We start from the raw sequence: 18,895 nt of genomic DNA, 5'->3' as shown, positions 1-18,895 counted from the left end.
TATGAGAGTTTTAAAAAAAGAAAATCCGTTAATACATATGATAACTAACTATGTTACAGTTAATGATTTAGCTCAGATAACAATAAATTATGGTGGGCTTCCACTTATGGCAACACATCATGAGGAATTAGAAGATATTACTGGAATGGCTAGTGGACTTCTAGTTAATATAGGGACTTTAGAGCCATATCAAATGGAAGCTTCTTTAATAGCTATGGAAATTGCAAAGAGAAGAGAAATTCCAAGGGTATTAGATCCAGTTGGTGTACAAGCTTCATCTTTAAGAAAGAAATTTGCTAGTGAAATAATTAAAAAGGGAAATCCAACTTTAATTAAGGGGAATTTAGCTGAAATAAAAACTCTTATTGGAGAAACTTCAAATTCAATTGGAATAGATTCCTTTGATGATGATTTAAGTGAAAATGTTAAGAGTAAAATAAAAGAGTATTCAAAAGAAATTAATGCTGTAATTGTGGTATCAGGCGTTTGTGACTTTATAACTAATGGAGAAAAATCAGCAGTTGTTAAAAATGGGGTAGCTATGATGAGTAAAATCACAGGAACAGGCTGTATGCTTGGAGCTCTTTTAACAATTGCTCAAAGTTTTTATGATGATAAAGAATTAAGTTTTGAAGAGGTTGTAAAAGCAGTAGAAACTTTTGGGATATGTGGAGAATTAGCTTATGAAAGTTTAAAAGAAGGGGAAGGTCTTATGACTTTTAAGCATAAACTTTTAGATAATTTATCACTTATAAGTGAAGATGTAATAAGTCAGAGGGGAAAAGTTTTTTATGAGTAATTCAAAAAAAAGGGATTTATATTTAGTTACAGATTATAGAATTCCATTTAATGAGCTTTTAGAAAAAATAGAAAGTGCATTAAAAGGAGGAGTTACTATAGTTCAGTATAGAGCTAAAAATATGAGTACTAAGGATATGTGTTATGAAGCATTAAAACTTAGAGAATTATGTGAAAGATATAATGCGTTATTTTTAGTTAATGATAGAATAGATGTTGCATTAGCTGTGAAGTCACATGGGGTTCATATAGGACAAGATGATATGCCATTAAGTTTAGCAAGAAAAATACTTCCTAAAGATTCAGTAATAGGTGTTACTGTTCATAATAAAGAAGAGGCAATAAAGGCCATAGAAGAAGGAGCGGATAATTTAGGAGTAGGTGCATTATTCTCAACAGACAGCAAAGATGATGCTACTTTAATGAGCATGGAAACATTAAAAGAAATAAAAAGTGTCTCTAATATACCTCTTTATGGAATAGGTGGAATAAACACAGATAATTTAAAAGAAGAACATTTAGAACTTTTAGATGGAGTTGCAGTTATTTCAGCACTTTTGAAAGCTTCAGATATTTATGAAAAATCAAAAGAGTTTTTAAAAATTCTTAATAAATAGCATTTAATAGTTTGTATCAAAGTTTACTTTGATACAAACTATTTTTTTGTGATTTGAATATATTAATTTTTAAAGGAAATAATTTAGGAATAATAGAAATTTATATTTATTTAAATTTATTAATAAGTCACATTAAAATAGATATTAATTAAAAGAGAGTTTTTATTGAAAAATTTTTTGTATTATAATTATTAAAAACAGCTTTTTAAATATATGGATTGAAGATAATAAAAAAATATAGTTATACTAAATCCTTATTTAATTTTAATCAGGAGAAAAAGATGAGAAAAGTATTTGAAGTATTAAATAACATTTTTGGATATAGAGATTTTAGAAAAGGACAGCTAGAGGTTATAGAAAGGATACTAAATGGACAGGATATATTTTGTATTCTTCCTACAGGAGGGGGCAAATCTCTTTGCTACGAGATTCCAGCATATTTATTTAAGAGAGGAACTTTAGTTATTTCCCCTTTAATATCTCTTATGAAGGATCAGGTTGATGGATTAAATTCGCTTGGAATAAAGGCAGAGTATATATCTTCTGATAATTCTTTTGAAGAGGTTAAGGAAAGAGTTTTCAATTTTCTAAATGGAAATATAAAAATGCTCTATATTTCTCCAGAAAGACTTAAGAATAAGTTTTTTTTAGAAAATATATTAGAGGGAGAAATAAATCAAATAGTTATTGATGAGGCTCACTGCGTTTCTATATGGGGGCATGATTTTAGAAAAAGTTATGAGAATATAAAACCATTTGTGGAGAAACTTAAAAATAGACCAACTATAACTTGTTTCACAGCAACAGCCACAGAAGAAGTTATGAAAGATTCCATAAATCTTTTAGGTCTTAAAAATCCTTTCATATATAAAGGAAGTTTTAGTAGAGATAATTTAGAAATTAATATATTAAAAGAAGTTGATAAGATAGAGAAAATAAGCGAGATAATAAGTGAACATGAGGAAGAGTCAGGAATTATATATTGCTCAACTAAAGGTGAGGTTGAAGAGCTTTATAAACATATGGTTTATAGGGGGAAAAGTGTAGGTAAATATCATGGTTCTTTAAATTATAAAGAAAAAATTTATTATCAAGAGGAATTTTTAAATGATAATTTTAATGTTATGATTGCAACTAATGCCTTTGGAATGGGTATAGATAAACCAGATGTTAGGTTTATTATTCATTCTACATTTCCTAAAAGTATAGAAAGTTATTATCAAGAAATTGGCCGTGGAGGAAGAGATGGAAGCTTAGCTAAATGCTATCTTCTTTATAGTGAATATGATATTAGAACTATGGATTATTTAATAAGTTCTACAACTAATATGGAGAGAAAAACAATAGAATTTAGTAAACTAGAAGATATAATAAGGTTTTGTAATTATGATGAATGCTTAAGAAAATATATATTAGATTATTTTGGAGAAAAAAATTCCATAAAGTATTGTAATAACTGTAGCAATTGTATGAAGAATACAGAGTTTGAGGATAGAACAGTGGAATCTCAAAAAATATTATCTTGTATATATAGAACAAAAGAGGCTTTTGGAGAGAGTGTACTTATAGATATCTTAAGAGGAATTCACGGCCCTAAAATAGAAAAATATAAACTATATGAACTTAGTACCTTTGGAATAATGAAAGAATATACATCAAAGTTTATAAAGGATATAATAAGAGAACTTATAGAAGTACATGCTTTAGAAAGAAAAGAAGGTACATATTCTATGGTTAAGCTAAATCAAAAATCAATTAACATATTAAAGGGGAAGGAAAGGGTTCTTCTTAATTTAAAAGAAAGTGAAAAAATTACTTGTAATGATTTAGAATTATTTAAGAAGTTTAGAATTTTGAGAAAAGACTTATCTAGAAAAGAAGGGGTTAAACCTTACATAATATTTACTGATTCTATGATTATGGAGATAATAGATTTGATGCCAAAAAGTAAGGAGGACCTTAAAAAGGTTAAGGGTTTTGGAGAGCAAAAAATACTTAAATATGGAAGTTTCATAATAACAACTATAAAAGATTATGAGAGGTATAAAAATAAAGGATAGTTTATTACTACCCTTTATTTTTTTTTGTTTGTTTTTATGAATCTATAGAAAATATTTTGTCATATAACATAAAGTATGTTGAATATATTTATGGTAAGGGAGGGGTTATACATGGATTTTAAAGAGTTTATAAAAAGTGATAGGGATAAGCAAAACAAAGAGAAATTTAATGGAACATTTATAGATTATTTAGAGATTTTAAAGGATAATCCTGATATTGCAAAGCTTTCTCATAAGAGAATATATGACATAATAATTGATAAAGGATTTGAAATATTAAGACCTGAGGAAAATGCTAAGATTAGAAAAATTTATGGAAATGAAAAAATTAAAAAATATAATTTCTTTAAGGAAGATTTCTATGGAATTGATACTGTAATAATGAAAATAATGAATTACTTTCATTCAGCATCAATGAAAGGAGAAGAGGCAAGACAGGTTTTATACTTAGTAGGACCAGTTGGAGCAGGTAAGTCTTCTTTGGTAGAAGTAATTAAAAAAGCATTAGAAGAAGCACCACCAATTTATGTTTTAGATGGTTGTCCAATGTATGAAGAACCTCTTCATTTAATTCCTAAACATTTAAGAAAAGACTTTGAAAATATGCTAGGAGTTAAAATAGAGGGAGATTTATGTCCAGTATGTAAATATAGATTATTAAATGAGTTTAATGGAGAGTATGAAAAATTTAAAGTTTCAACAAAGAATTTTTCAATAAGATCTAGAAAGGGAATAGGAGTTGTTCCACCTGTAGACCCAAATAATCAAGATACATCAATATTAACAGGTTCTATAGATATTTCTAAAATGGATATGTATCCTGAGGATGATCCTAGAATATTCTCTTTAAATGGTGCTTTTAATGTTGGTAATAGAGGTATGGTTGAGTTTATAGAAGTGTTTAAAAATGATGTTGAATACTTACACACAATTATAACTGCAACTCAAGAAAAATCTATTCCATCACCAGGTAAAGGATCTATGATTTATTTTGATGGTCTTATTATAGCTCATTCAAATGAAGCTGAGTGGAATAAGTTTAAATCAGACCATACGAACGAGGCTATTTTAGATAGAATTGTAAAAATAGAGGTGCCATATTGTTTAGAGCTTAGTGAAGAGAAAAAGATTTACGAAAAAATATTAAATAAATCTAATTTTAAGGCTCATATAGCTCCACATACCATAGAAATTGCCTCTATGTTTGCAATACTTACAAGATTACTTCCATCTATGAAAGTAGATCCAATGACAAAGCTTAAACTTTATAATGGAGAGGAAATAGTAGAAAAGGGAACTACAAAGAGAATTGATGTTTTAGAGCTTAAGGAAGAAGCAGGTAAAATGGAAGGAATGAAAGGTATATCAACAAGATTTATTATAAAAGCTATTGATAATGCCTTATCTAATGCAGAGCACAAGTGTATAAATCCATTAAGTGTTATGGAAAGCATAATAAGATCAGTTAAAGATATGGATATATCCCAAGATGATAAGAAAAAATATTTAGGATATATTCAAGATACTATTAGAAAAGAATATAATAAGATTCTTGAAAAAGAAATAACTAAAGCATTTATTCATTCATTTAAGGAACAAGCAGAAAGTTTATTTAATAATTATATAGACAATGCAGAAGCTTATGTTAACAAGACTAAGATTAAGGATTCTTCAACTAGTGAGGAATTAGAACCAGATGAAGAGTTTATGAGAAGTATAGAAGAGCAAATAGATATAGGAGAAGCATCAGCTAAGGGATTTAGAGCAGATGTTACTTCATATATGTTCTATGTTGTTAGAAGTGGTGGAAAAATAGATTATAGATCTTATGAACCATTAAAAGAAGCTATTGAAAAGAAGTTAACAGCATCAGTAAAAGATTTATCTAGAATAATAACAAAATCTAGAGTAAGAGATAAGGATCAAGATAAGAAATATAATTCAATGGTAAATCAAATGGAGAAAAATGGTTATTGCCCTCATTGTTGCGATGTAATATTAAAGTACGCAGCTAATAACCTATGGAAGGATTAAAATATGGCTATATTTAGATATCAAGCTGAAAATCAAGTGGAACATGATAGATCTATAGAAGATAGAAGGCGCCATAGACAATTGGTTGAAAAGTCTATAAAAGAAAATTTAGGAGATATACTTTCTGAGGAGAGTATTATAGGAGAGACTAAAAATAAAAAATATAAAATTCCAATTAGAGGGATAAAAGAATATCAATTTATTTATGGTTCTAATGATAAAGGAGTTACAACTGGAACTGGAGAAGAAAGAAGAGGAGATAGAATATCTAGTGACAAGAGAAAAGCTATAGGAAATAATAAAGCTGGAAATCAAGAGGGTAAAGACATATATGAAACAGAGATAACCTTAGAGGAACTTATGGATTATATAGTTGAGGATCTTGATCTTCCTAATTTAGATAGAAAGAAATATTCTGAAATAATAGTTGAAAGTTCAGCTAGAAAAAGAGGATATCAAAACTATGGAATAAGACCAAGGCTTGCAAAGAAGAGAACTGTCATGTCTAAGATTGCAAGAAAGCAAGGGAAAAAAAGAGTTTTATTAGAACTTGGAAAATCGCCTGAGATAGAAAGATTTCCATTTAGAGAGGATGATTTAAAATATTATAAAGTAAAAAAACAGCCAAGAAAAGAAAGTAATGCTTTAATGATATTTATAATGGATGTTTCAGGGTCTATGGATAATACAAAGAAATATTTAGCAAGGTCATTTTTCTTTGTTTTATCAAGATTTTTAAGAAGAAAATATAATAATATAGCTTTTGAATTTATTTCTCATACAACAATAGCTAAAAATGTTACAGAGTATGAATTTTTTCATAAGGGAGAGTCAGGTGGAACTTATATATCATCAGGTGTAAATATGGCTATTGATTTGATAAAAGAAAAATATAATCCTGGTATGTGGAATATATATCCTTTCTATGCTTCTGATGGAGATAACTGGAGTGAGGATAATAAAAAAGCTATAAATGCTGTAAATGAAATTTCAGATTTAAGTAATATGTTTGGATATATTGAACTTTTACCATCTACTTATTCTACAACAATGTTTTCTAGGTTCAAAAAAGAAATAAGTAAAAAGAATTTTGTTTCTGTGGTTGTTAAAGAGAAGAAAGATTTGTGGAATTCCATAAAATATATGCTTTCTGAGCAATTACAGGAAGAAGATATGTGATGTTAAAGATAGGGGCTTTAAGAATATGGATTATAATTTAAGGGATTTAGAAGTATGGAACAATAAAATAGAAGAAATAGCTAAAGGTGAAGGGTTAGATTATTATCCTCAGGAATATGAGATTATTGGGTATAATGAGATGTTAAGTTATGAAGCCTATGTGGGAATGCCTTCTAAATATCCACATTGGAGTTATGGTAAGGCTTATGAAAAAAATAAAACATTATATTCACTAAATATTACTGGATTACCATATGAAATGGTTATAAATTCAAATCCCTGTTTAGCTTATTTAATGAAAGATAACACCTTGTTACTTCAAATATTAACTATGGCTCATGTGTATGGACATAATGATTTTTTTAAAAATAATAGATTATTTAAATTGGGAACAGATGCAGATAGCGCTTTAGAAATGTTTAAATTAGATGCAGATATTATTAGAGGGTATATAAATGATCCTAGTATTGGATACAGTCAGGTAGAGAGAATATTAGATGCTGCCCATTCTATAAGATATCAAATTCCAAGGGTGATTGGGGAAAAAAAGGAGTCTAAAGAAGAAGAAAGAAAAAGGATATTAGAAATATTCAATGAGAGAAAAGCTAATAGAGGGCCTTTAGACACTTTAGAAGACTTACTTCCACCTGACGTAAGTAAAATTCCCTTTACTCCAGAGGATGATATTATTCAATTCATAATAGATTATAGTAATTTAGAAGAGTGGGAGAAAAATATTTTAAAGATAGTGAGAAGAGAGAGTCTTTATTTTCTTCCTCAAATAGAAACTAAAATTATGAATGAAGGATGGGCAAGTTATTGGCATTATAATATATTAAAAAAGTTAGAATTACCACAGGATTTACATTTAGAATTTTTAAAAAGGCATAATGATGTAGTAGCACCAGTTAAATATGGATTAAATCCTTATTATATTGGGTTTAGAATTTTTCAAGATATAGAAAAGAGATATGGAAAGGATAAAATTTTTGAGGTGAGAGCTTTAGAAAGAGATAATTCTTTTATAAGAAAGTATTTAACTTTTGAACTTTGTGAAGAATTAAATCTTTTTAAGTATGTTAAAAAGGGTTTTGATTATATTGTTGATGAAGTATCTGACCATAAAGGATGGATGACTATTAGGAATTTAATAGCTGATGAATGTGGAGTAGGATCAATTCCATATATAAGAGTTAAGGAACTTAATAAAAAGGATATGACTTTAAATTTAGAACATGTTTTTGATGGAAGAGAATTAGAGTCTATATATACTAAAAAGACATTAAAATATATAAATACTTTGTGGGGAAGAAAAGTTACATTAACAAGCAAAGGAAAAGATGGTGAAGATATTTTATTTATGTGTGATGAATAATTAAAAATCATCATATAAATATAGGGTAATTAATATATGATGAGGATAATATGAAGAATTTAAAAGGATCTCAGACAGAAAAAAATCTTTATAAAACATTTGCAGGGGAATGTAGAGCAAGAGCAAAGTATAACTTATTTGCAGAAGAGGCTAGAGAAGAAGGGAATAGGTGGATTGGAAGTGTTTTTGATGAAACTGCAATAAATGAATATGCTCATGCAAGAGAAGTTTATAAAAGATTTTTAAATAATGTGGGAAGTATTGAAGAAAATCTAATGAGCTCTGCTATGGGTGAAACAGATGAATATAAGTATATATATAAAGATTTTGAAGAAACAGCTAAAAAAGAAGGGTTCAATGAGATAGCAGAATTTTATAAAGAACTTAGAGAGGTTGAAGAAGCTCATAAAGAAAGATTTATGAAGTTATATGAAAAATATAAAAGTGGAACTTTATATAGTTCAGAAAATAAGCTTAAATGGATTTGTTTAAACTGTGGATATATATATGAAGGAAAAGAAGTCCCTAAAGAGTGTCCTCTTTGTAAATATGAGCAAGGTTATTTTAAACTTTTATGCGAAGAGTAAAAGGGGCTAAGTTTTAATGAGAAATAGTGATGTTTTCAAAAGTCATTTTAACGAAGTAAAAAATTTAAGTTCTCTTTTAAATAACTATGTTAATAGTTATAGATTATTAGTTGGAGCGGCTGGAGAGTTAAATAATATTTATAAGGTAAGAAAAAGGGATTTAGATGATGCATTAGATAGGGTTAAAGAAATGGGTGAAATAATAGATTCTGTTTTAGAAATAATAAAAGAAAATGAAGATGTCTATATTAAATATATAAGGCTTAAATCAGAGATTTTAAATTCAAAGGCATCTAAAGATATTATTTTAACCGAAGTTGAAGAAGATTTGCTTTTTGATAATTCCACAAATCGTGAAGATGAATAATAAAAAGCCTATTAAAGAAATAAAGTGTACCATTTATTAAGGACAGTTTAAAAACTTTAATAGGCTTTTTTTAAAATTTTTTCAATTCTAATTTACTAACCATTAAATAAGAGAATAAAATCATTATTATTAATGGAATAAATATGTTTATAGGGTTACTTTGAGTTATTAATATAAATAAGGCAACTACAGCACCTGCAATTGTTATAGGTACTCCTCTAAACACACCATCAAACTCAGTTGCATTATATCTTGCTAATCTGAAAGCTCCACATATTGGGAAAATAAGTAATATAGCATATCCAATTATCCCCTTAGGACCTAAATTAACAAAGTTATAACATAGAAAAGTTAATACAGATGGTGCAACACCAAATGAAACTAAATCAGCCAATGAATCTAATTCTTTACCAAGGTCGCTAGAAACATTTAAATAACGAGCAATTCTACCATCATATCTATCAACTAATCCAGCTAATAATATAAATATTGATGCTAAAAAAAAGTTTGATTTAAAAGTTTCTAATAGTGATAATATACCAAAAGAAAGGTTTATGAAAGTAAATATATTTGGTATACTACTTTTTCTCATACAATCACTCCTATATAATTTAATTGACAACAATAAAATTACATCATATATATGATAATATATAATATTGCAAAAATATGTTAAAAGAAATGAGGATAAAATACTATTTTATCGACAATAGTTTTAACAAATGATATAATTTTATAATATTGTAGAATTTGTGTAATATAATAAAAATCATACCATTAATTAAAAGAAATATCAATGCAATTTATAATAAGGAATTAAAATTGGAGGGGCAAAAGTGAAAAAAGTAAGATTTATATATAATCCATATTCGGGAGAAAACGCAATATTAAGAGAGCTTGATAAAATAGTAGCTATGCATCAAGAAAAAGGATATACCATAGTTCCTTATAGAATACAAAAAGGGGTAGATGTTATAAATTCTTTAGATATAGTAGATTCTACTTATGAATACATATTAATAGCTGGCGGAGATGGAACAATAGATACAGTTGTAAATGCTATGAAAAAAAGAAATATAGATTTACCAATAGGTATAATTCCAGTAGGAACAGCAAATGATTTTGCAAAACATTTAGGAATGCCTCAAGATGCAGGTGCTTGTGTTGAGCAAATACTAGAGTCATATCCTATGGGAGTGGATTTAGGTAAGGTTAATGATTCATACTTTGTAAATGTATTATCTACAGGATTATTTACAGATGTGTCTCAAAAAACAGATACTAATTTAAAAAATACTATAGGAAAATTAGCTTATTACATTAAAGGTATAGAAGAATTGCCAAATTTCAGAAAGCTTGATATAAAAATAACAGCAAATGGTAAGGTTTTTAATGAACCTATGTATATAATGCTTGTTTTTAATGGGCAAACAGCAGGTAATTTTAAATTAGCAACTAAGGCAAAGGTTCAAGATGGATTATTAGATGTAGTTATATTTAAGGCTTGTCATATACCAGAATTATTACCAATGTTTATAAAGGTTTTAAAGGGAGAGCACTTAAAAGATTCAAGAATTGAATATATAAGAACAGATGAACTTCTTATAGAATCAGATGAGAATATTGCTACTGATATAGATGGAGAAAAAGGGCCAAACTTCCCATTAAGAGTTCAATGTATAAAAGATGGGATAAAAGTTTTAGGAATAAATAAGTAGATTTAATAATAATTTATAGTAATGATTACTTTTAATATGTAAACAAAATAGGTTAGTAATAATTTAAGGAGGATTTATGAATCAAACATTTATTTATTACACATTTTTGTTATTTATAATTTTCATTACTATAAATAATTTGGTGGAAAACTATAAATATTCCCCTAAAAGGATAAGGCTTACAATAGGTTTTGCATTATTATTTCAGATTACAAGAATATTATCTTTCATTGTATTAGGTATTGTAAATAGACAAATTTATGTGAGTTTTTTTAAGTATACGGTTTTCTTAGATATTTTTTATATACCATTAATAATTATATTGGCTTTTTATATATTTTTAAGAAGTGATAAGTTAAATGTGAGTAAAATAAATAGGGCAATTTGTATTTTAGGTGCCTTTTATTTAGGGATGATATTATTATTTAAGCCATTTTTTAAGGCAACTTGGGAATATGGATATATTATAAGAGTTGAAAATGAACTTTTCTTTAGAGGGATTTATTCGATTTTAATAGTTTTTATATTAGGAGTTATTTTATTTTTTAAGAAGGAAAGTCATTCAAATAAAAATGGGCTAATATTTTTAATATGTGTATCAGTAATTATATTAGGTGAAAATTTACTGAGTTTAATAGGAATAAAATTTTTAAATGGATTTGTAATAAGTGAATGTATGTTAACTTTTTTATGTTTTTATATTGTTAATACATTTAAAAAAAATAGAGTGCTTTTAAATGGATAGTTTTTAACTATCCATTTATTTTTTTATAATTTAGGGAATACTATTAAAAATTACTGGAGGTGAAAATTTTGAAAAAGATACTTGTAGTTTTTTTAATAGGAATTTCTATGTTTTCATTTGGATGTAAGAGTTCATCAGATAGAATTCCTGAAGAATCAAATACTCAACAAATAAATCCAGCACAAGGAGTTTCACCAGATCCTAATGAAATTCCTGAGGATAAAAATTCTAAGGAGGAACATGGTAAAATTAGAATAAAAGGACTTTATGAAAGATTAGTAAAAGAGGCCGAAAATAATAAATCTTTTGATGAAAAAGATTGGAGTAATTTTAAATGTACTTATATGAATGAACTTAAGAAGGCTGAAAATGAATTAAGTGGAGTAGAGAGCGTTAAGAATAGTCCTATTTTAAAAGATTTGATTTCAGAATATGATAAATATTTAAATGGAAATAGTAATGATGAAAAAATAAAGGAGCTAAAAGTTAAAATAGAGAATAATATTAATTAAAAAGTATAGGAATAAAATATTTATAAAAAACTTACAAACATCATCTTGTGATTTGAATAGTATCTAATCATAACTATGTTTGTAAGCTTTTTATTGGGGTTTTAAAATAAAAATAAATTGGTTATTTGAAAAAATCACAGGCTAATGAATCATTTAAAATTTCACCAGAATTCAATTCAATAACACGAGTAGAAGTTTCCTTTGCAAAGTCCATGTCATGAGTTATTATTAGAACTCCTATGGAATCTTTAGATAAATTTTTTATTATTTTTGCAATTTCTAGTGTAAGTGTTGGATCTAAGGCTGATGTTGGTTCGTCAAAGCATATATATTTAGGGTTTAACATTAATGCTCTTCCAATAGCAACTCTTTGTTTTTGCCCACCTGAAAGTTCAAAGGGATATGAATTTGCTTTAGAATCTAATTCTAGATTTTTTAAAATTATCATAGCTTTAGAAATTGCTTCTTTTTTACTCATATTTAAGGTGTGAATAGGAGCCACTATTAAATTTTCTAATATACTCATGTGAGGGAAAAGATTAAAATTTTGAAAAACTAGTCCTATTTTTTTGTGAAGAAAAGTTAAGTCACAAAAATTTTTATAATTACCATTATCACATATATATTCTTCATCGATTAAAATACTTCCTTTATCACAGGTTTCTAAACCATTTAATATTCTTAAAATAGTTGTTTTACCGGCACCAGAAGGACCTAATAATGTTAGAATTTCTCCTTCAGAAAGAGAGAAGTTTATATTTTTTAATACTTTGTTTCCTTTAAAGGATTTTTCTAAATTTTTAATTTCTATCATTTTTTATCCTCCTTAATTATAATAAGAATATTTTTTCTCAAGTTTATTGAAAAATTTTGTTAATATTGCAACTAAGATTAAGTAAATAACACCAGTTAATAAAAGAGGAACTAAAGAAGCATCTCTATTACTTGCTATTTTACCAGCTCTTAATAACTCTCCAATACCTACAACATATACTAGGGAAGTATCCTTAACTAGAGTGATAACTTCATTTGCTATAGCAGGTAGTATCTTTTTAAATGCTTGAGGTAATATTATCTTTTTAAATGTGTAAGATTTTGAAAAACCAAGTATTTCACAAGCTTCATATTGACCAGATGGAACATCTTTTATCCCAGATCTAAATATTTCTCCAAAGTAAGCTGCATAATTTAAGACAAAGGCTAAAATTGCTGAAGGAAATCTGTCTATACTTATTCCTATTATAGGAAGTCCAAAAAATACAAATATTAATTGGAGTAAAAGGGGAGTTCCACGCATAACCCATACATAAAATGATGATATATTGTTTATCCATTTTATTTTTGACAATCTAAGCAAGGAAACAACAACTCCTAGTGGAATTGATAATAATAATGTAATAACAAAAACTCCTAATGTATTTTTTAATCCTTCAAGTATTGAAGGTATTAATGTAATAATATAATCCAAAATTTTTTCCTCCTTCTTAATTCTCTAAATCTTTTCCAAACCATTTTATTGATATTTTTTTTATGGTTCCGTCATTTTTCATTTCTTCTAAGGTTTTATTAAGTGGAGCTAATAGTGGAGAGTTTTTTCTAAGTCCTACGCTATAGCTTTCCTTTCCTAAATCCTCTTTTAGTATTTTAAATGGTACCTTAGCTCTTTTATTCATGTAGTATTGAGCTAATATTTCATCACATACTACAGCATCACTTCTTTTAGCTTCTAAGTCCATAAAACAGTCGTTAAAACTATCAAATAAAACAGGTTCTTTTCCTTTAAAAGTAGAAACTAACTTAGGATTTTCAAATAATACATCTAATGAACTAGATCCATCTTGAGTTGAAACTTCTTTTCCTTTTAAATCATTTAAAGAATTTATATTAGAAGATGCTAAGGTTACTATAACTTGTCTATTTTTTAGATATGGTTTTGAAAAGGCTACTTTTTTGGCTCTCTCAGGAGTCATAGTATATCCATTCCATATAACATCTATATTTCCATTGTTAAGTTCAGTTTCTTTCATTGACCAATCTATGGGTTGAAATTTAACTTTTAATCCCATTTTATGAAATGCTTCTTTTGCTAAATCTATATCAAATCCAACAATATTTCCTTTAATATCTCTAAATCCCATTGGAACAAAAGTATCGTCAATTCCAATGACAACAGTATTTTTATCTTTTACTTTTATACTTTCTTTTGAGGAACAACCATAAAGGAGTGTTGATAAAATAAAAATACTTAATAATAAAAATAATAATCTTTTCATAAACGCCTCCGTTGATTTAATTTATTATCACTTTATCATGATAAAGTGAAGAAGTCAATTGGATTTTTAAATTAAATTATTTTTAATTAAGAGTAAAAAGTTGCAATTTAGAGTTTATATAATATAATAAATTAGAGAGTTGTATAATTTTTTTGTAAAAAGGTGGTGAAACTAAATGGAAGATAGCCCTCGAGAAGATAGGTGCCAAGGAAAAGTTGAATATATTAAAAAAGAGGGAGTGAAAATTCCATTTAGAAAACTTAATGGATTCTCCTTTTTTTAATATTTAAATTAATTTTAAAATTTATTTTTAGGATTAAAAGGAGGAGGTAAAATGAATAAGTTAACAATGTTTCTTTACAGTAACATAATAAACAGGAAAATATATGATGAATTCAATGAAGTAATGGGAATATTAAAGGATGTTTATGTAACCACAGAAGAAGGGTATCCAAGAATAATAGGATACAAGGTTAAAAGAGATGGTAGTATATTTGACTATGAATTTAAGAGCATAGACTTTTATCAAAAGGATAATGGTAAAATAAAAATACAAATAAGAGGAAGTAGAGAGATTTTACCTAGAAATTATAGTTATTTATTATCACAGAATTTATTAGATAGAAAAATAGTAGATATAAATGGAAAGAAAGTTGTAAAAGTTGATGATTTAAGAATTGTAAAAATTGCTGGGGAATTTAGAGTAATAGCAGTTGAAACTGGAAAAATAGTTAAGTTTAGAAGAAAAGGAATGGAGACATTAGGTAAGATATTAGCTAAGGTATTTAAAGAAAAATTCCAAGAAAAAGTTATTATGTGGGAAGATGTTGAGTCTTTAGAAATGATAAATGAAAATTTAAAACTAGCTATACCCTATAAAAAATTACAAAAACTTCACCCAGCAGATTTAGCTGATATATTAGAAGAATTAGATGCTACTAATAGAAAAAAAGTCTTTGATAGTTTAAATGAGGACTTAGCAGCAGATACTTTAGAAGAAATTGAACCTGAGGTTCAAAGCAGTATTATAAAGGGGCTTTCTCATTCACAGACAGCTGAACTTTTTGAAAATATTCCAAATGATGAGATTGCAGATATTATAGACGAACTTGATGAAGAGGAAAGAGAAAAGGTTCTTATTGCTTTAGAAAATGAGGATGCAAAAGAAGTTAAGGAACTTATGGGATATTCCCATGAATCAGTAGGAAGTATAATGAATAAAGATTTCATATCATTTAATTTAGATCTTACAGTAAAAGAAACAACAGAGCTTTTAAGAGAGTTAAATGCCGATGAGGAAGTTATGTATTATGTTTACATAACTGATGAGGAAGATAGGTTAAAAGGAGTTGTTACTTTAAGAGATTTAATAATGAATGAATATGATGATAGACTTAAGGAAATTATGCATACTTCTTCCATAAGCGTTAATATAGATAGTACTATAGAAGATGCAATAGAAAAATCAACTAAGTATGATTTAATATCTATTCCAGTTGTTGATTATGAAGAAAAATTAGTTGGAATAGTTTTGATTCATGATATAGTTGATGAATTAATTCCAAACAACTTAAAGAAAAAATTTAAGAAAAAGCATACAGATTAGTTGACAAAATTTAATAAATGCATATAATAAAAATATACAATTCATATCGAAATAGTCGGATAAATGTTGTGATAAAGTAAAGTATTATAAAGATAGGTTGCAGAGAGAAAGTGGGGCTGGAAATCTTTCACTTAAGCTTTATAAGAAGTGCGCTTTTGAACAGAAATTTTGAATTTACTTAAATAGTAGGAATTTTCGAGGATCACCCGTTAAAGTGATAGAGTATTTATTGTACTTGATTAAGTGAGGTCTTTACCTAATTAGAGTGGAACCACGGAGCATAAGCTTCGTCTCTAAATAGGTAGGGATTTTTTATTATATATTTAAGGAGGAAAATTATATGGTTTTTAAAAATGTTTTAGCTTTAATAGGAAATACACCAATATTAGAAGCGGAAAAAAGTTTGGATAAAAATGTTTTTGTTAAGTTAGAGAAATTTAATCCTGGTGGAAGCATAAAAGATAGGGCAGCTTTAGGAATGATTGAAGAAGCTGAAAAAGAAGGGCTATTAAAAGAAGGGGGAGTAATAGTTGAACCCACTAGTGGAAATACAGGGATTGCTATTTCTATGATTGGGAAATTTAAAGGGTATAAAGTTATATTAACTATGCCTGAAACTATGAGTAAAGAAAGAATAGATATGATAAAGGCTTATGGAGCTGAAATTATATTGACTGAAGGAAGTAAGGGGATGAAAGGAGCTATTTTAGAAGCTGAAAGGTTAGTTAAGGAAAAAGGATACTTTATGCCACAACAATTTTTAAATAAAGCAAATCCTAAGAAACATTATGAAACAACAGCAGAGGAAATAATAAAAGATGTTAAAGAGGTTGATGTTTTTGTAGCGGGGGTTGGAACTGGTGGAACAATAAGTGGTATAGGTAAGAGATTAAAAGAGATAAACCCTAATATTAAAGTGGTTGCTGTTGAACCTAGCACTTCAGCAGTATTATCAGGTGAACAATCAGGAAGTCATAAAATTCAAGGAATTGGGGCAGGATTTATACCAAAGATATATGATGAAACTGTTGTTGATGAAATAATTAAGGTTACAAATGAAGATGCATTTAAGATGGCTAAGGAATTCTCACAAAAAGAAGGTATATTAGTTGGAATATCTTCAGGGGCAGCCTTAGTTGGAGCAAAAGAAATAAGAGAGAAATTAGGTAAGGATAAAAAGATTGTTGTAATAGCTCCTGATGGGGGAGAAAAATATTTCTCAACAGGACTATTTGAGTAATTAAATAGGAGTGAAAAGTTTGTTTGAAAGACTTAAATATGATATAGAAAATGTTATGAAAAATGATCCAGCTGCTAGAACAAAGTTAGAAGTATTAATGCTTTATCCAAATATTCATGTTTTAATTTTTTATAGAATAGCAAATAAATTATATAGGTGGAAGAGATTCTTTTTAGCAAGATTAGTTTCTCAACTTGGAAGATTTTTTACAGGAATAGAAATACATCCAGGTGCTAAGATTGGAAAAGGCTTATTTATAGATCATGGAATGGGTGTAGTAATTGGAGAAACAGCAGAAGTTGGTGATAATGTGACAATATATCATGGTGTTACTTTGGGAGGAACAGGAAAGCATAAAGGAAAAAGGCATCCGACAGTGGGAGACAATGTTATAATTGGCTGTGGTGCTAAGGTTTTAGGGCCTATAGAATTAGGAGATAATTCTAAAGTAGGTGCTAATGCTGTGGTTTTAAAAGATGTTCCAGAAGGAAAAACAGCTGTTGGAATACCTGCGGTTATAAAGAATTAGTTTATTGATTAAAGAGAAGTATTGATTTTAGAGATATTTTTTATTTTATAGGCAAGTTATCTCTAAATCAATACTTATTTACATATGAAGTTAATAAGATAAATATTTAAATTTATTAAGAAAATTTTAAAAAAAGAGTTATGAAGATTATAAATCAGTTGATGCTATCTTAATTATATGGATTTTATTTGGCAGATATAAAATATAATTTAAAAACTCTTATTTTTATTTTATGAGGTGATAATCTTTGAAAGATAAAATAATAAAGTTTTGTAGTGAATTAGGGCTAGATAATGTTGGATTTATTAAGTGTAGAAAATTTTTAGAATTAGAAGAAGTTTATAAACTTAGAAAAGAAAAAGGCTTTGAAAATGATTTTGAAGAAAGTGATATAGAAAAAAGAATAAATCCTAATATATATATGGAAGATGGAAAAACTATTATATCAATAGCCTTTCCTTATTTGTATGAAGAAGAGTATGTTGATAATGGATTTTCTCTTTATACAAGAGGAGGAGATTATCATATGGTTGTTCAATCTTATTTAAAGAAGATATGTGAATATATAGAGAGTTTAGGTGGGAAAGCTTTAGGATTAGTTGATAGTAATTCTCTTCCAGAGAGATACATAGCTTATTTGGCAGGTTTGGGATTTATAGGGAAAAATAATATGCTTATAACTAAAAAATATGGTTCTTTTGTTTTTTTAGGAGAAATAATAACAAATTTAGATATTGATTGTGAAGAAAAAAGGAATTTGGAATCTTTGAGAGAATTTAAAGAGTGTGGGGATTGTGAAATTTGTTATGGAGAATGTCCAACAAAAGTTTTAAATAGAAGTAACATAAAGAATACAAATTCTTGTATGTCTTACATAACACAGAAAAAGGAAATTGAAGATAAATTTTTAAAACTTATGAATGGAAGAGTCTTTGGGTGTGATAGTTGTCAAAAAAAATGTCCTTATAATGAGAATGTTAAATATAGTAATATAGAAGGTTTTAAGCCTTTTGGTTTTATGCAAGATGAAAACTTAGAGGGATTAGACGAAATTAGCAAAAAAGAATTTAATGAGACTTTTAAGAAAACATCCTGTGGATGGAGAGGTAAAAATATAATTTTAAGAAATGTGATGATAAGAAGGGCTCTATTTGAACATAAGGATATATCAAAATTTAAGGTTAACTCAGAGGCTTTAAAAGAGGTAAAAAATAGACTTTTGAATTTTTATGAGGTATAATAGTATATCATTAAA

General features: G+C 27.4%; 19 protein-coding genes and 1 other annotated feature. Of the genes, 15 read left to right on the top strand and 4 right to left on the bottom strand.

What is annotated here, in order from left to right:
• Window position 1 precedes the first annotated feature (1 nt).
• The 8 genes from thiM (at window position 2) to Q1K13_RS11055 (ending at window position 9,017) form a co-directional block, all read left to right on the top strand.
• Window positions 2-799, top strand: coding sequence for a hydroxyethylthiazole kinase (gene thiM, locus Q1K13_RS11090; protein ID WP_300350801.1), 798 nt, complete (start codon window positions 2-4; stop codon window positions 797-799).
• Window positions 792-1,415, top strand: coding sequence for a thiamine phosphate synthase (gene thiE / locus Q1K13_RS11085; protein ID WP_300350798.1), 624 nt, complete (start codon window positions 792-794; stop codon window positions 1,413-1,415). The genes thiM and thiE overlap by 8 nt, the downstream gene beginning before the upstream one ends.
• Window positions 1,416-1,696: 281 nt before the next feature.
• Window positions 1,697-3,475, top strand: coding sequence for a DNA helicase RecQ (recQ, locus tag Q1K13_RS11080; protein ID WP_300350795.1), 1,779 nt, complete (start codon window positions 1,697-1,699; stop codon window positions 3,473-3,475).
• Window positions 3,476-3,586: 111 nt separating this feature from the next.
• Entirely contained in the window at window positions 3,587-5,509 is a 1,923-nt protein-coding gene (locus Q1K13_RS11075; protein ID WP_300350792.1) for a PrkA family serine protein kinase, read from the top strand.
• Between the two features lie 3 nt (window positions 5,510-5,512).
• Entirely contained in the window at window positions 5,513-6,688 is a 1,176-nt protein-coding gene (yhbH, locus tag Q1K13_RS11070; protein ID WP_300350790.1) for a sporulation protein YhbH, read from the top strand.
• A gap of 25 nt (window positions 6,689-6,713) precedes the next feature.
• On the top strand, window positions 6,714-8,063 hold the full coding sequence (locus Q1K13_RS11065; RefSeq protein ID WP_300350787.1) for a SpoVR family protein: 1,350 nt from the start codon (window positions 6,714-6,716) through the stop codon (window positions 8,061-8,063).
• A 50-nt stretch (window positions 8,064-8,113) separates the two neighbouring features.
• On the top strand, window positions 8,114-8,650 hold the full coding sequence (locus Q1K13_RS11060; protein WP_300350785.1) for a rubrerythrin family protein: 537 nt from the start codon (window positions 8,114-8,116) through the stop codon (window positions 8,648-8,650).
• 16 nt (window positions 8,651-8,666) lie between these two features.
• Window positions 8,667-9,017: a hypothetical protein gene (locus Q1K13_RS11055; RefSeq protein WP_300350783.1), complete on the top strand. Its 351-nt coding sequence runs from the start codon at window positions 8,667-8,669 to the stop codon at window positions 9,015-9,017.
• Between the two features lie 70 nt (window positions 9,018-9,087).
• On the opposite strand, the gene pssA is transcribed toward Q1K13_RS11055, so the two are convergent.
• The gene (gene pssA, locus Q1K13_RS11050) at window positions 9,088-9,609 is read right to left on the bottom strand and encodes a CDP-diacylglycerol--serine O-phosphatidyltransferase (protein WP_300350780.1); all 522 of its coding nucleotides are present in this window, start codon (window positions 9,607-9,609) and stop codon (window positions 9,088-9,090) included.
• A 244-nt stretch (window positions 9,610-9,853) separates the two neighbouring features.
• Here pssA and Q1K13_RS11045 point away from each other — a divergent pair, with 244 nt between their 5' ends.
• From Q1K13_RS11045 to Q1K13_RS11035, 3 genes are all read left to right on the top strand, one after another.
• A complete protein-coding gene (locus tag Q1K13_RS11045) occupies window positions 9,854-10,735 on the top strand; it encodes a YegS/Rv2252/BmrU family lipid kinase (protein WP_300350778.1) in 882 nt (293 codons plus the stop codon).
• A 361-nt stretch (window positions 10,736-11,096) separates the two neighbouring features.
• The gene (locus Q1K13_RS11040; protein ID WP_300350775.1) at window positions 11,097-11,480 is read left to right on the top strand and encodes a hypothetical protein; all 384 of its coding nucleotides are present in this window, start codon (window positions 11,097-11,099) and stop codon (window positions 11,478-11,480) included.
• Window positions 11,481-11,548: 68 nt separating this feature from the next.
• On the top strand, window positions 11,549-11,992 hold the full coding sequence (locus Q1K13_RS11035) for a hypothetical protein (protein ID WP_300350773.1): 444 nt from the start codon (window positions 11,549-11,551) through the stop codon (window positions 11,990-11,992).
• 121 nt (window positions 11,993-12,113) lie between these two features.
• Here Q1K13_RS11035 and Q1K13_RS11030 read toward each other — a convergent pair whose 3' ends face one another.
• Genes Q1K13_RS11030 through Q1K13_RS11020 form a run of 3 tightly spaced genes read right to left on the bottom strand, consistent with a single transcriptional unit; the run spans window position 12,114 to window position 14,265 of the window.
• Window positions 12,114-12,806: an amino acid ABC transporter ATP-binding protein gene (locus Q1K13_RS11030; protein ID WP_300350771.1), complete on the bottom strand. Its 693-nt coding sequence runs from the start codon at window positions 12,804-12,806 to the stop codon at window positions 12,114-12,116.
• 12 nt (window positions 12,807-12,818) lie between these two features.
• On the bottom strand, window positions 12,819-13,460 hold the full coding sequence (locus tag Q1K13_RS11025) for an amino acid ABC transporter permease (protein ID WP_300350769.1): 642 nt from the start codon (window positions 13,458-13,460) through the stop codon (window positions 12,819-12,821).
• A 16-nt stretch (window positions 13,461-13,476) separates the two neighbouring features.
• Window positions 13,477-14,265, bottom strand: coding sequence for an amino acid ABC transporter substrate-binding protein (locus tag Q1K13_RS11020; RefSeq protein ID WP_300350767.1), 789 nt, complete (start codon window positions 14,263-14,265; stop codon window positions 13,477-13,479).
• A 334-nt stretch (window positions 14,266-14,599) separates the two neighbouring features.
• On the opposite strand from Q1K13_RS11020, the gene Q1K13_RS11015 reads away from it, so the two are divergent.
• The 4 genes from Q1K13_RS11015 (at window position 14,600) to queG (ending at window position 18,880) form a co-directional block, all read left to right on the top strand.
• Window positions 14,600-15,871, top strand: coding sequence for a magnesium transporter (locus Q1K13_RS11015; RefSeq protein WP_300350765.1), 1,272 nt, complete (start codon window positions 14,600-14,602; stop codon window positions 15,869-15,871).
• A gap of 59 nt (window positions 15,872-15,930) precedes the next feature.
• Window positions 15,931-16,169: a binding site (T-box leader), on the top strand.
• A gap of 42 nt (window positions 16,170-16,211) precedes the next feature.
• On the top strand, window positions 16,212-17,111 hold the full coding sequence (gene cysK / locus Q1K13_RS11010; protein ID WP_300350763.1) for a cysteine synthase A: 900 nt from the start codon (window positions 16,212-16,214) through the stop codon (window positions 17,109-17,111).
• Window positions 17,112-17,130: 19 nt separating this feature from the next.
• A complete protein-coding gene (gene epsC, locus Q1K13_RS11005) occupies window positions 17,131-17,640 on the top strand; it encodes a serine O-acetyltransferase EpsC (RefSeq protein ID WP_300350761.1) in 510 nt (169 codons plus the stop codon).
• A 247-nt stretch (window positions 17,641-17,887) separates the two neighbouring features.
• A complete protein-coding gene (gene queG / locus Q1K13_RS11000; protein WP_300350759.1) occupies window positions 17,888-18,880 on the top strand; it encodes a tRNA epoxyqueuosine(34) reductase QueG in 993 nt (330 codons plus the stop codon).
• Window positions 18,881-18,895 lie beyond the last annotated feature (15 nt).

The organism is Clostridium sp., assembly GCF_029267215.1.
GTDB lineage: Bacteria > Bacillota > Clostridia > Clostridiales > Clostridiaceae > Sarcina.
The sequence above is the reverse complement of the archived record's forward strand: the minus strand, read 5'-3'. Positions and strand labels throughout refer to the sequence as shown.

Excerpts from the sequence above, each read along its gene's own strand:
- thiM (WP_300350801.1), top strand. The coding sequence starts at position 2 with ATGAGAGTTTTAAAAAAAGAAAATCCGTTAATACATATGATAACTAAC.
- thiE (WP_300350798.1), top strand. The coding sequence starts at position 792 with ATGAGTAATTCAAAAAAAAGGGATTTATATTTAGTTACAGATTATAGA.
- recQ (WP_300350795.1), top strand. The coding sequence starts at position 1,697 with ATGAGAAAAGTATTTGAAGTATTAAATAACATTTTTGGATATAGAGAT.
- Q1K13_RS11075 (WP_300350792.1), top strand. The coding sequence starts at position 3,587 with ATGGATTTTAAAGAGTTTATAAAAAGTGATAGGGATAAGCAAAACAAA.
- yhbH (WP_300350790.1), top strand. The coding sequence starts at position 5,513 with ATGGCTATATTTAGATATCAAGCTGAAAATCAAGTGGAACATGATAGA.
- Q1K13_RS11065 (WP_300350787.1), top strand. The coding sequence starts at position 6,714 with ATGGATTATAATTTAAGGGATTTAGAAGTATGGAACAATAAAATAGAA.
- Q1K13_RS11060 (WP_300350785.1), top strand. The coding sequence starts at position 8,114 with ATGAAGAATTTAAAAGGATCTCAGACAGAAAAAAATCTTTATAAAACA.
- Q1K13_RS11055 (WP_300350783.1), top strand. The coding sequence starts at position 8,667 with ATGAGAAATAGTGATGTTTTCAAAAGTCATTTTAACGAAGTAAAAAAT.
- pssA (WP_300350780.1), bottom strand. The coding sequence starts at position 9,609 with ATGAGAAAAAGTAGTATACCAAATATATTTACTTTCATAAACCTTTCT.
- Q1K13_RS11030 (WP_300350771.1), bottom strand. The coding sequence starts at position 12,806 with ATGATAGAAATTAAAAATTTAGAAAAATCCTTTAAAGGAAACAAAGTA.
- Q1K13_RS11020 (WP_300350767.1), bottom strand. The coding sequence starts at position 14,265 with ATGAAAAGATTATTATTTTTATTATTAAGTATTTTTATTTTATCAACA.
- Q1K13_RS11015 (WP_300350765.1), top strand. The coding sequence starts at position 14,600 with ATGAATAAGTTAACAATGTTTCTTTACAGTAACATAATAAACAGGAAA.
- cysK (WP_300350763.1), top strand. The coding sequence starts at position 16,212 with ATGGTTTTTAAAAATGTTTTAGCTTTAATAGGAAATACACCAATATTA.